Source organism: Listeria welshimeri serovar 6b str. SLCC5334 (genome assembly GCF_000060285.1).
GTDB classification, from domain to species: Bacteria; Bacillota; Bacilli; order Lactobacillales; family Listeriaceae; genus Listeria; species Listeria welshimeri.
The window spans coordinates 316,182-329,050 of the sequence record NC_008555.1 but is presented as its reverse complement, the minus strand read 5'-3'; the positions used below and the strand labels follow the sequence as shown (position 1 = coordinate 329,050).

Annotated in this window: 14 protein-coding genes; 11 read left to right on the top strand and 3 right to left on the bottom strand. The window is 37.6% G+C overall.

Annotated elements, in window-relative coordinates; all coding sequences use genetic code 11:
- Positions 1-6 precede the first annotated feature (6 nt).
- The 8 genes from LWE_RS01595 to tkt are packed head-to-tail and all read left to right on the top strand — an operon-like array spanning position 7 to position 6,749.
- Positions 7-348, top strand: coding sequence for a Lin0368 family putative glycerol transporter subunit (locus tag LWE_RS01595; protein WP_011701160.1), 342 nt, complete (start codon positions 7-9; stop codon positions 346-348).
- A gap of 21 nt (positions 349-369) precedes the next feature.
- A complete protein-coding gene (gene dhaK2 / locus LWE_RS01590; protein WP_011701159.1) occupies positions 370-1,365 on the top strand; it encodes a dihydroxyacetone kinase subunit DhaK2 in 996 nt (331 codons plus the stop codon).
- 21 nt (positions 1,366-1,386) lie between these two features.
- Positions 1,387-2,037 carry a dihydroxyacetone kinase ADP-binding subunit DhaL2 gene (dhaL2, locus tag LWE_RS01585; protein WP_011701158.1) on the top strand — a complete coding sequence of 217 codons (651 nt, stop codon included), beginning with the start codon at positions 1,387-1,389 and terminating at the stop codon, positions 2,035-2,037.
- A gap of 3 nt (positions 2,038-2,040) precedes the next feature.
- Positions 2,041-2,805 (top strand): triose-phosphate isomerase, encoded by a 765-nt coding sequence (locus tag LWE_RS01580; RefSeq protein ID WP_011701157.1) that lies wholly within the window; start codon positions 2,041-2,043, stop codon positions 2,803-2,805.
- Positions 2,806-2,811: 6 nt separating this feature from the next.
- Complete coding sequence (gene rpiB / locus LWE_RS01575; RefSeq protein WP_011701156.1) at positions 2,812-3,258, top strand: ribose 5-phosphate isomerase B; 447 nt, start codon at positions 2,812-2,814, stop codon at positions 3,256-3,258.
- Positions 3,259-3,282: 24 nt separating this feature from the next.
- Positions 3,283-4,047 (top strand): SDR family oxidoreductase, encoded by a 765-nt coding sequence (locus LWE_RS01570; protein ID WP_003723195.1) that lies wholly within the window; start codon positions 3,283-3,285, stop codon positions 4,045-4,047.
- Positions 4,048-4,093: 46 nt separating this feature from the next.
- Positions 4,094-4,750, top strand: a complete 657-nt coding sequence (fsa, locus tag LWE_RS01565; RefSeq protein WP_011701155.1) for a fructose-6-phosphate aldolase — start codon at positions 4,094-4,096, stop codon at positions 4,748-4,750.
- A 1-nt stretch (position 4,751) separates the two neighbouring features.
- A complete protein-coding gene (gene tkt, locus LWE_RS01560; protein ID WP_011701154.1) occupies positions 4,752-6,749 on the top strand; it encodes a transketolase in 1,998 nt (665 codons plus the stop codon).
- A gap of 136 nt (positions 6,750-6,885) precedes the next feature.
- Here the strand turns inward: tkt and LWE_RS01555 are convergent, their stop codons facing one another.
- Entirely contained in the window at positions 6,886-7,215 is a 330-nt protein-coding gene (locus LWE_RS01555) for an inorganic diphosphatase (protein WP_011701153.1), read from the bottom strand.
- Between the two features lie 165 nt (positions 7,216-7,380).
- Here LWE_RS01555 and LWE_RS01550 point away from each other — a divergent pair, with 165 nt between their 5' ends.
- Both LWE_RS01550 and LWE_RS01545 read left to right on the top strand, forming a co-directional pair.
- Positions 7,381-7,833, top strand: a complete 453-nt coding sequence (locus LWE_RS01550) for a MarR family winged helix-turn-helix transcriptional regulator (protein ID WP_011701152.1) — start codon at positions 7,381-7,383, stop codon at positions 7,831-7,833.
- Between the two features lie 17 nt (positions 7,834-7,850).
- A complete protein-coding gene (locus LWE_RS01545; protein ID WP_011701151.1) occupies positions 7,851-8,363 on the top strand; it encodes a GNAT family N-acetyltransferase in 513 nt (170 codons plus the stop codon).
- 69 nt (positions 8,364-8,432) lie between these two features.
- Here LWE_RS01545 and LWE_RS01540 read toward each other — a convergent pair whose 3' ends face one another.
- A complete protein-coding gene (locus LWE_RS01540; protein WP_011701150.1) occupies positions 8,433-9,092 on the bottom strand; it encodes a GAP family protein in 660 nt (219 codons plus the stop codon).
- A 308-nt stretch (positions 9,093-9,400) separates the two neighbouring features.
- Between LWE_RS01540 and LWE_RS01535 the strand changes: the two genes are divergently transcribed.
- The gene (locus LWE_RS01535) at positions 9,401-10,816 is read left to right on the top strand and encodes a glycoside hydrolase family 1 protein (RefSeq protein WP_011701149.1); all 1,416 of its coding nucleotides are present in this window, start codon (positions 9,401-9,403) and stop codon (positions 10,814-10,816) included.
- 115 nt (positions 10,817-10,931) lie between these two features.
- Here the strand turns inward: LWE_RS01535 and LWE_RS01530 are convergent, their stop codons facing one another.
- Positions 10,932-12,857: an ATP-binding protein gene (locus tag LWE_RS01530; protein WP_011701148.1), complete on the bottom strand. Its 1,926-nt coding sequence runs from the start codon at positions 12,855-12,857 to the stop codon at positions 10,932-10,934.
- Between the last annotated feature and the right edge of the window lie 12 nt (positions 12,858-12,869).

The following is a 12,869-nucleotide window of genomic DNA, read 5'->3' as shown; positions in this document are numbered from 1 at the left end:
TCAATAATGAGCATTGGTATTGCATTAGCAACAATTGCAGGTGGCTTTTTATTCCCTTTTACTATTCGAATGATGTGGGGGAAAATGGTTGATGAATGGGGCGCTATCGGAGGTTGGATGGCAGCAGCCTTTATCGTTGGTACAGTTTGGACAATTAATCATGGTATTCCAAAGTCAATGATTTATCAATCTGGAACAGTTTGGGTAGATATGGCAGTTGCAGCAGGTATTGGTGTATTCACTGCTTCCCTTTTAACGGGCGGTAAATTTTCTAAATCGGTAGTCAATTTGGCAGCGGCTGTTGTTGGCGGCGTGCTTGGCGGATTTTTACTATCACTTTTCTTATAAAAATATGAAGGAGGAAGAAAAATGAGACGTTTAGTGAATGATGGATATGAAGCAGTAGAAGAAATGTTAGCTGGCTATGTTGCGGCACAAGGAAAATACGTAGATTTTGCAGAAAATGACAAGCGAGTAATCGTAAGTAAACAAATGAGTAAAGAACCTCGTGTGCGAATTATTGTTGGTGGCGGTTCTGGTCATGAGCCACTTTTCCTCGGTTATGTTGGAAAAGATTTTGCAGATGCGGCTGTTGTCGGAAATATCAATACCTCCCCTTCTCCAGAGCCTTGTTATAACGCCGTAAAAGCGGTTGATAGTGGAAAAGGTTGTCTATATATGTATGGAAATTATGCTGGCGATGTGATGAATTTTGATATGGGTGCTGAAATGGCAGCAGATGATGGTATTCGTGTAGAAACAGTGCTTGTAACAGATGATATTTATTCCGCTGAAAATGTAGAAGATCGTCGTGGTGTGGCTGGCGACTTAATCGTATTTAAAGCAGCGGCATCAGCAGCGGCAAAAGGTCTTGACTTGGATGCGGTAAAACAGGCTGCAGAAAAAGCTAATGCTAATACGTTTTCGATGGGAGTGGCGCTCTCTTCTTCTACTCTTCCTGTGACTGGTAAAGCTATTTTCGAAATGAAAGAAGGCGAAATGGAAGTTGGTATGGGAATCCACGGTGAACCTGGAATCAAACGGACTTCCATCGAACCAGCCGATAAAGTAGTTGACCAAATCATGGGCTATCTTATAGAAGAAATGAAATTAACTGCTGGTGAAGAAGTACATGTATTAATAAACGGGCTTGGCGGTTTACCAGTGATGGACCAATATATTTGTTATCGCCGAGTGGATGAAATTTTGAAAGAAAAAGGAGTGCACATCCATAGTCCACTTGTTGGGAACTATGCGACTTCAATGGATATGATTGGTATGTCGATTACACTGGTTCGTTTAGACGATGAACTGAAAGATCTCTTAGATACACCTTGTGATACACCATATTTCAAAGTGGACTAAACTACTACTGGAGGAATAAAAATGAGCGAATTAGTTATGGATAGCGCTTTTTTCGGGCACGTTTTACGGGACATGGGAGCGCTAATTGAAAATGAACGTGATTACTTAACCGGACTAGACTCAGATATTGGAGACGGCGACCACGGAATCAACCTCAGCATTGGTTTTCGTGAAGTGAATAAACAATTAGACGAATTACTAGACGTTTCCCCTGATATTGCAACATTACTTAAAAAATCCGGAATGATTCTTCTTGGAAAAGTTGGCGGCGCATCTGGCCCGCTTTACGGTAGTTTCTTTATGAAATGTGGTGCCGATGTTCCAGGGAAAACAGAAGTTAACTTCGACGAGCTTTGCGGCATGATTATAAATGGGGCAGCTGCAGTTCAGCATCGCGGTAAAGCCGAACTTGGCGATAAAACGATGATGGATGCTTTCTTACCTGGCGTGGAAGTACTTCAAAATCGAGATGCGAATGCGGATCCAATTGACACTTTTTCTGCATTTGTAGATGCTATGCATGCTGGCGCTCAGTCCACAATTCCACTTATTGCTAAGAAAGGTCGTGCACTAAGACTTGGCGAACGAGCAATTGGGCATCTTGATCCTGGCTCCGAATCGTCTTGGATGCTAATGAATGTCATTTTAGAAAATTTAAAAAAGGCGGTCTGATTTATGCGTAAACCCTTAGTTGGAATTAATATGAAAAATTACATTAATACGCGGGCTGGAACATCGGAATGGTTAGAAGCAACTATTCCTCTCCTTGAAAATTTTACTGATGTGGATACGTTTATCTTTCCATCTATGGGAACACTCGAAACGACTGCCAGCCTTTTAGCGGGTACATCATTTGGTTTTGGACCACAAAATATGGCGCCGGAGAAATCCGGCCCGCTAACTGGTGAATTTTCAGTGGAATCAATCATTGACCTGAAAGCAAACTATGTCGAAATTGGCCACGCGGAACGCAAGAACCTTTTTCATGAGAAAAGCAGTGAAATAGCCAAAAAAATTAAACTCGCACTGGACGAAAAAATCACTCCAGTTGTGTGTGTAGGTGAAAGTGTTCGCGCGAATAACACAGATGAATTAAAAATGGCGCTAAACAAACAAATAGAAGCACTGTTTGAAGCAATTAATGTAGCACAGTGGGAAAATGTTGTTCTGGCTTATGAACCAGAATGGGCAATTGGCAAGTCCTCTTCCGCTGACACCAATTATATCGAAAGCGCTCATCAAGCTTTGCGCGAAATTATCCGCGAACTTGGCGGCGATGAAACGCTTGTAAGGATTATTTATGGCGGTTCGGTCAGCAAAGAAAATGCCGCAGAAATTGTTCATCAAAAAAATGTCGATGGTTTATTCGTCGGAAGATTTGGCCATAAACCGCAAAATTTTGCCGACATTGTCTCTATTGTTAGCAAAACGAAAGGATGAGTTAGTATGAAAATCGCAATTGGTTGTGACGAAATGGGTTACGAACTAAAACAAACCCTTATCACACGTTTAAAGGAGAAAAATATCGCGTTTACTGATTTCGGTAGTTTTGAAGATGAAAAAGTACTTTATCCGAGCATTGCCGAAAAAGTAGCGTTAGAAGTTAAAAATAACGATTACGACCGGGGAATTCTCATTTGCGGTACAGGGATTGGAATGGCCATTACAGCAAACAAAATTCACGGCATTCGCGCAGCACAAATTCATGATTCTTATTCAGCAGAACGCGCAAGAAAAAGTAACGATGCGCATATTATGACCATGGGCGCACTTGTAATCGGTCCATCCCTTGCAGTTTCGCTACTTGACACTTGGCTTGATAGTGACTTTTCAGGTGGACGTTCCCAAGCAAAAGTAGATTTAATGGAAGAAATAGACCAAAAAAATAGATAAAAAAATTTATTGGAGGTAATGAAAATGACTTTTAAAGGTTTTGATAAAGATTTTAATATTACAGATAAAGTAGCAGTTGTAACTGGAGCGGCAAGCGGGATTGGTAAAGCAATGGCGGAACTTTTTTCTGAAAAAGGCGCGTATGTTGTCTTACTTGATATTAAAGAAGATGTAAAAGATGTCGCAGCAAAAATTAACCCATCAAGAACGCTTGCTCTTCAAGTCGATATCACTAAGAAAGAAAACATCGAAAAAGTCGTTGCCGAAATTAAAAAAGTCTATCCAAAAATCGATATTTTGGCCAATTCAGCTGGTGTCGCACTTCTTGAAAAAGCAGAAGACTTGCCAGAAGAATACTGGGATAAAACAATGGAACTTAACTTAAAAGGTTCGTTCCTAATGGCGCAAATTATCGGTCGCGAAATGATTGCAACTGGCGGCGGAAAAATCGTTAATATGGCCTCTCAAGCTTCGGTTATTGCACTTGATAAACACGTTGCCTACTGCGCTAGTAAAGCAGCAATTGTTTCAATGACCCAAGTGCTAGCAATGGAATGGGCGCCTTACAATATTAATGTTAATGCGATTTCCCCAACCGTTATCCTAACCGAACTCGGCAAAAAAGCTTGGGCCGGTCAAGTCGGCGAAGACATGAAAAAATTAATCCCAGCTGGTCGATTTGGTTATCCAGAAGAAGTTGCCGCTTGCGCCCTCTTTTTAGTAAGTGATGCAGCGAGCCTTATTACTGGTGAAAACCTCATTATCGACGGTGGTTATACGATTAAATAAAGTATTCAGCTTTAAAGTTCAGCTGAGAGAATGGAGCGAGTAAATAATGAAATTTTTCTTGGACACAGCAAGCGTATCGGAAATAAAACGAATTAGCGAACTTGGTTTAGTAGATGGTGTCACAACCAACCCAACCATCATCGCAAAAGAAGGTAGACCATTTGAAGAAGTCATCAAAGAAATTTGTTCTATCGTAGACGGCCCAGTTAGCGCAGAAGTTATCGGCCTCGAAGCAGATAAAATGGTAGAAGAAGCTCGAACTCTAGCAAAATGGGCGCCAAATGTAGTAGTTAAAATCCCAATGACGGAAGAAGGTTTAAAAGCGGTCCATACCCTCACAGCTGAAGGAATTAAAACAAATGTGACTCTTATTTTCACTGTTTCTCAAGGATTAATGGCTGCAAAAGCTGGCGCAACTTATATTAGTCCATTTTTAGGAAGACTTGATGATATTGGAACAGACGGCATCATTTTAATTAAAAACTTAAAGAAAGTGCTTGATAATTATGGTCTTAAAGCAGAAATCATTTCAGCAAGTATCCGCCATATCGGGCATTTAGAGGAAGCTGCTGAAGCTGGCGCACACATCGCGACTATTCCTGGAAGTCTTTTCCCAAAACTTTGGTCTCATCCTTTGACTGATAAAGGTATTGAAGGATTTTTAAAAGATTGGGAAGCGTTCAGTCAGAAAGAAGGCAATTAATATGAGCAGAATTGATGAACAAATGGTCAACTCGATTCGCGTGTTATCAATGGATATGATTGAAAAAGCGAACTCCGGACATCCCGGTTTACCAATGGGAGCCGCACCTATGGCGTTTTCACTTTGGAAAAATCATTTAAAATTCAATCCAGAACATCCCACTTGGTTTAACCGCGATCGCTTCGTATTATCAGCTGGGCACGGTTCAGCAATGCTTTATAGTTTACTACATCTGTTTGGCTATGATTTACCAATGAGTGAGCTGAAAAACTTCCGTCAAACGGGTAGTAAAACGCCCGGTCATCCTGAATTTGGTCATACGGTTGGTGTGGATGCAACAACCGGACCACTTGGTCAAGGTTTCGCAATGGGAGTTGGGATGGCAATGGCTGAGGCTCACCTTGGCGCTAAATTTAACCAACCTGAATTCCCGGTGGTCGACCATAACACCTATGTGCTATGCGGAGACGGCTGTTTGATGGAAGGTATTTCCTATGAAGCCGCGTCCCTTGCTGGCCATTTAAAACTTGGAAAATTAGTTGTTTTATATGATTCAAACGATATTTCACTGGATGGTGATTTAAATGAGTCATTTTCAGAAGACATCGAACTCAGATTCCGCGCTGCTGGTTGGCAAACGCTACGTGTGGACGACGGGAATGACTTGGATGCACTAGATGCAGCCATCCATCTTGCAAAAACGGAAAAATCCCGCCCTACTTTAATCGAAGTGAAAACGGTCATCGGTTACGGTAGTCCCGGAAAAGCTGGAAAATCGGCGGCACACGGCTCCCCACTTGGCGAAAAAGAATTGAAACTAGCAAAAGAATCTTACGACTGGCAAATGCCACCTTTTGAATTGCCAAAAACCGTCGAAAATCAGAAAGAATTTTATCATTCTAAAGGTCGCGCTAGTGAAAGTAGCTGGCTCCGGACATTTAATGCTTACAAACAAAAATATCCAGAGCTCGCTGAAAGCTTACAACAATTAATGGACGATAATTTAACACCTGACTGGGACAAGGACCTACCTGTCTTTGGTGAAAAAGACGATAAACCAGTTGCAACTCGTGAAGTATCAGGAACTGTCCTTCAAGAATTGGAGAAAAAACTACCAAACTTATTTGGTGGCGCAGCTGATTTAGCTTCCTCCAATAAAACCAATTTAAAAGCTAGTGAAAGATTTGCTCCTGGTAACTATGCTGCTAAAAACATCTCGTTCGGCGTCCGCGAATTTGCGATGGGAGCAGCAGTCAACGGGATGACGCTTCACGGCGGGGTCCAAGCATTCGGTGCAACCTTCTTCGTTTTCTCAGACTATCTGCGTTCTGCGATTCGTTCAGCAGCTTTAATGGGCATTCCATCCACATTCATTATGACCCATGATTCCATCGCGGTCGGTGAAGATGGTCCAACGCACGAACCAATCGAGCATCTCGCATCTTTCCGCGCTATGCCTGGACTTCATGTAATCCGACCAGCTGACGGTAACGAAACTGTCGAAGCTTACCGCTACGCCTTTACTCAAAAAGAACAACCAACTATGCTAGTGCTCAGCCGTCAAAATCTACCAATTTTACCAAAAAGCGCTGAAAAAGCGAAAACCGGTCTATCAAAGGGTGCCTACATCTTAGCTGATTCCCCGCTAGAGAAGCTCGACATCATCTTACTTGCTTCTGGATCTGAAGTACACCTAATGATAGAAGTCAGAGATAACCTTGCTAAAAAAGGCTTTGGCGCACGTGTAGTTAGCATGCCAAGTTTTGATTTATTCGACAAACAAAATTCCGATTACAAAGAAACCATTTTACCAAAAGCAGTGAAAAAACGCTTCGCCGCCGAAATGGGCGCATCATACGGCTGGCATAAATACCTCGGGGACGCAGGTGAAATCCTCGCGATTGACTCGTTCGGTATGTCTGGTCCTGGAGACGAACTAGCAGAACAATTTGGGTTTACTGTGAAAAATTTGACCGAGCTTGCTTTAAAACAATTGTAAATATAGCTCATAAAAATGAAAAACATCTAGTTTTGTGTAATTTATACAAAACTAGATGTTTTATTTTAAATATCCTAATGCGTTCTTCTTACACAAAAAAGTTATTATATATCAGATAAATAAATAAGGAGTTGCTTCACTCAATTAATTCAATTTCCGAATCGAAGTATTGCTCGATAAAATGCACTTTTCCCTTCATTTCTTCCACACTAAAATGCTCTGTTGGAGGAGCTACTATCCACTTCTCTTCCACATCATCCTTCCGAGTAATTATCGCAATCAGCTCGCCTTCAAAGGTTTCAAGTGGTTCAGATATTTCTCGTGATAAAATATAAACATCTTGCTCTTCCCCATCACCACCAATAACGCCTTCCACAAATCCATAATTCAGCGGATAAACATTACCGAATTTATCAGTGTATCCAATTGGTCGATCAACAGTTACTTTTAATTTTAGTTTTTTCATTCAACACACCTCTTTCTCTCAACATCTAATAAATAACTTTAGCATAATTATTTTATCACAATAATCTATATTTCTATCACTTGTCATCGTTAATTAAAATCCCCCTAGTAGTTTTTCTCCAAACATGTTATAATTTATTGCAAATGCAACAAAAAGGAGTTTCTAATGAAAGATATTTTAAGAAATATAGGCGTTATCGCACGAGCGCTTGATTCTATAAGTAATATAGAATTTAAAGAATTAAATCTGTCCAAAGGCCAATTTGTTTATTTAGTGAGGATTTGCGAGCACCCTGGAATCATCCAAGAAAAATTAGTAGATATGCTAAAAATTGATAGAGCAACAGCTTCCAGAGCCATTAAGAATCTAGAAAAAAATGAATTAATAACGAAGCAGCAAGACAATAACAATAAAAAAAACAAATTGCTATTTCCGACAAAAAAAGGACTGGAATTATATCCCTTAATCATCCGAGAAAATGAATATTCAAATTCTGTAGCCTTAAAAGGATTTTCTGAATCAGAAATTAATATTCTTTCTGAAGCATTAGATAAAGTTAAAGACAACATTGCAGATGACTGGTTATATGTAAAAAAAGGTAATAAAAGAAACTATTGACTATTGGAGGAAGTTTGATGATTCGACTATGCACACTAACTGATTTAAAACCGCTTTTAGAAATAAGTTATAAGACATTTGATGAAACCTTTAGAGCGCAAAATAAGCCAGAAAACATGGAGAAATATTTAAACACAACTTTTACGACAGAACGATTGCAGAGTGAGTTGGAGAATCCGCATTCCTATTTTTATTTCATTTATTACCAAGAATCAATTGCTGGGTATTTAAAATTAAATACAAGAAATGCTCAAACAGAAGAAATCACAGGCAACACTATCGAAATTGAGCGTATATATTTATTAAAATCATTTCAAAAAAATGGACTAGGCAAAGAACTCTTTCAACACGCTCTCAAGGTTGCAAAAGAAGTCAAAGCAGAAAAAATATGGTTAGGAGTTTGGGAAAAGAATATTAATGCTATGCAATTCTATGAAAAAATGGGATTTGTTCAAGACGGGAAACATGCTTTTTATATGGGAGATGACCAGCAAACAGATATTATTATGATAAAGAATATAAAAAATTAGGCTGTTTGATTTCCAGGAAACAAACAGCCTAATCTAAAGTTTTTTATTCGGTTCTTAATTGAACTGTTTTTAAAACGCTTTGCTAATAACACTTAGACCAATGAATAAGAACAAGACAGCCATAATTACTGAATTGTTTTGAATAAGCCAATTACGTGTACTATCTAGCACTTTGTTTAGTCGTTTACCAGCTAGTAAGAATGCAATTGTTGGAATATAAATCGAACAACAAGCAATAATTCCAAATATAATTGTCGCTGTAATTTCTTGTCCGCCAGCTAAATTAAGTGCCCCTACACTAACTCCCGCTGTAAGTGAAAGTAACATGTTTTTAGGATTCACAGCAGATAATAGAAATGCAAAAATCATTGCGCCACCTGGTTTAATATTGCTCATTTTTTCAAACCATTTTGGTGTTGCAGCTTTCTCACCGTTCTTTGGTCTTTTTGAAAAGTCGTGTACTCCAAGTAAAATAAGTAATACCCCTAGTACAATCAGAATAATCTTAACTAACATTGATTGATCTCCTGATGAACTTACTGCTGAACTCATCAAAAATAACCCAATTAAGAAAATAGCAATATTACCAACAATCCACCCGATAGTATAAAAAATACTGTTAATGCGCGCCTTGTTGCTAAGTAAAATCAATATAAGTCCTACAATTGGAAATGGGCTAATTAAAATCCCCACTGCTGGTGATAATATAGCTGAAAATGCTGCTCCCATGATGCGCCTCCTCTTTAAATGTTTTTAAATCAAATAAAGCATACCATAGTTACTTTTAATAATCTAATTTCTATTAACAATAGTAAAAAAATTAACAAAATACTTCCTATACAGCCGATTTTCTACACTTACAAATCATTGACGAACCTGCTTATTTTTGATATATTTTAATTATAAATCGGAATGTTACCGACGAAAGCCGGGCATAACCAAATATTTTTCTAAGTACAATGTTTTTTTGCATTTATTTAGAAAAGTATTTGGTTTTTTTCATAGATACTTTAAAATGTAGAAAAGGAGTTTTTAACATGCATACAAATACAGGATTTCCAGCCGACTTTTTATGGGGTGGAGCTGCTGCTGCAAACCAATTCGAAGGCGCTTACAACGTCGATGGAAAAGGACTTTCCGTTCAGGATGTTACTCCAAAAGGCGGATTCGGTCACATTACTGACGGTCCAACACCAGATAACTTAAAACTAGAAGGAATCGACTTTTATCACCGTTACAAAGATGATGTGAAACTTTTTGCCGAAATGGGCTTCAAGGTTTTCCGCACTTCTATCGCTTGGTCTCGTATTTTCCCAAATGGTGATGAAACTGAACCAAACGAAGCAGGACTACAATTTTACGATGATTTATTCGATGAACTTCTAGCACATAACATTGAACCACTGATTACATTATCTCATTATGAAACGCCACTTCACCTATCTAAAACATACGATGGCTGGGTCAACAGAAAAATGATTGGCTTCTATGAAAACTATGTCCGTACCGTATTTAATCGTTACAAAGGCAAAGTAAAATATTGGCTAACATTTAATGAAATCAACTCGATTTTACATGCTCCATTCATGAGCGGCGGTATTTCTACAAGCCCAGATAAATTATCACAAAAAGACTTATATCAAGCTGTCCATCATGAACTTGTAGCGAGCGCGCTAGCTACAAAAATCGGTCATGAAATCATGCCAGAAGCTCAAATCGGTTGTATGGTTCTGGCAATGCCAACTTATCCGCTTACTTCTCATCCAGATGATATTATCGCTGTTATGGAATCAGAGCGTAAAAACTATTTCTTCTCTGACGTCCATGTCCGTGGAACTTACCCTGGCTACATGAAACGCTATTTTAAAGAAAACAACATCGAATTAGATGTAACGGAAGAAGACTTAGAAATTCTTAAAAACACAGTAGATTTCATTTCATTCAGTTATTACATGAGCACAACCGAAACAGCTGACGAATCAAAACGTGAAGCTGGCGCAGGAAACATTCTAGGCGGCGTACAAAACCCTTACCTAGAAGCATCCGAATGGGGCTGGCAAATCGATCCACAAGGATTACGCGTTGTCCTAAACGATTTCTGGGATAGATACCAAACACCACTTTTCATCGTAGAAAATGGTCTTGGTGCTATTGATCAACTTGAACAAGATGAAAACGGCAACTACACAGTGAACGATGACTACCGCATTAACTATTTAAGCGCTCATTTATCTCAAGTAAAAGAAGCGATTAAAGACGGCGTTGAGCTGATGGGTTACACTTCTTGGGGTTGTATCGACCTTGTTAGTGCTTCCACTGCTGAAATGAAAAAACGTTACGGCTTTATTTATGTCGATCGCAACAATGACGGCACAGGTTCGCTAAATCGTTATAAAAAGAAAAGTTTTGATTGGTACAAGAACGTAATTGCTACCAATGGTGAAGATTTATAAAAATGAGAAACCCAGGTTTGCCCTTTTAGAGAGGGTAACCTGGGTTTTTGATTAATTTAGTTTCATTTTGCTAATGGTTCTAATTGATTTTCGGCAAAACTATACAATACTTTAGTTAATTAGAGTTTGATGAATATTTTTGTTTTAGCTTAAATAATTCATCACTTGAAACAACGTGAACATCATCTTTTAATGCTTCTTTATTCTTGTCTCTACTGAGAATATTACATCCAAATTTCTTTCCAATATCTTCTATAAAACTACAAAACTTATCAAACTCAATATTATCCATATAAAATTCATCTTCAAATCTCATTGTATTCTGATATTGTCGCCTTACATCCAAAGGTGCTTCTGGTGAAAAATCATTAAGAGTAAATATACAATGGTCTGTTTGTGTAATCCACCCTGCGCCTACCTCAGCTATCGCGCCCCACGAGGTCCTCATATTTTTACTAGTAACATAAATAACATATATTTTTTCCATAGAAATACTATCCACAAAAAAATCTCTCAGATAACCATATATACTCATCTTAGCCGGAATTCTCGCTTCTTCATCTTCACAGTTACTGTATAGAATAGAATCTTTTGAAAATCCATTGCTAAGAAGCGTTTTATATATAAGATCTGCTAATTCTTTATCAGCTTTTGTATGGCTAATCAAGACCTTTCTTTTATTAAAATCAATTGTTGATTTTAATCCTAAAGAATTCATATGCTTATTTACCTGAGTATTTACAATATTTTCGACTTTATTCTTATTTATTGGACTTATTTTAGAAAGTTCACTAGTCATTTCTTGTGTTACTTCACGTTTGAAATCCAGACTTTTTTCTTTTAATTCTTCTTCTTTCTTCTTTTGTCGCTTTATTTCTTTCTCTTTCTTTCCAGCTTTCAAAAGGTCAGAATAAAAAGATCTATCTGTCAAAATGTTAGGTAAAAGTTCATTTTTAACGTATTCTAAAACTTTTCGATATCTCTCATCATCACTTTTATACCCTTGTCTATTACTTAAAGCCATATCTGGAAGATTAGTTTCCTCAAATAGATCAATATGAAGTTGACCAGCGATATATACCTCTTGTAATTTATTTTTCCCTACAATTGGTAAAATATTAAATATCCCAAGTTTTGAATTAGCATAAAGTGAAATGAAATTATCAGAAAATTCTTGCATGTTTTTTTTCATTTCTCTGGTGGTTTTGTATGCCCCTACCCATCCCTTAATTTCTAAAGTATAATCTTGTTCCTCGTTATCTTTATTGAGCATATTAAGTATAATTTTTTTAGATTCTTTATTTTTCAATAAACTATTTTTCTGTTCCTTGAAATCGCAATTATAGAATTCATTCATCTTCTTATAATCTTCACCTAAAGTAGTTAAAACAGCCATTTTCCTGACTAAAGCGCTCTGTGATTCTTCCAAAATTTCATGTTTATCTCCTCTAATAAGATGAATTCTAAATGTTTCATCTACAAGCGGAAATATTTTCAAGAGATTGTTCGCCATTGTACTTAAATGAACAGGTAATTTATATGTAGGATTTGTCATCTCAATTGCGGTTCCATGATTTTTAATTTTAATAAAGTTAATGGTATCTTCATTAATTGCTTCTAATTTTTTATTGATAACCTTTCTTGATAATACAAATCCAGATTTTTCACCATCTTTTATTGTCTTAATATTCACATTCTCCGAGACTGATAGGGAGGCAAGTTTCCCCACACCCTTTCTCCCCATTTTTCGACGATTATTTACTTTTGTATATGAATTTACTACGTTCGTTCTACTTTCTTTAGCGACACTCAAAAAATTTTTAACATCCTTATTCTCATAAGACATTCCGCTACCATCATCTTCAACAATAAGTTTGTTTTCTTCATCTATTCTATCTATTACATATACATTTTTAGCATCTGCATCATAAGCATTAGCTATTAATTCCCCTAAAATGTAATAGATATTCGTATACAAATGGGGGCCTAATAATTCTAATATTCTTGGATCAATATCCAGATTGTATTCTTTTTCACTCATCTCTAGCACTCT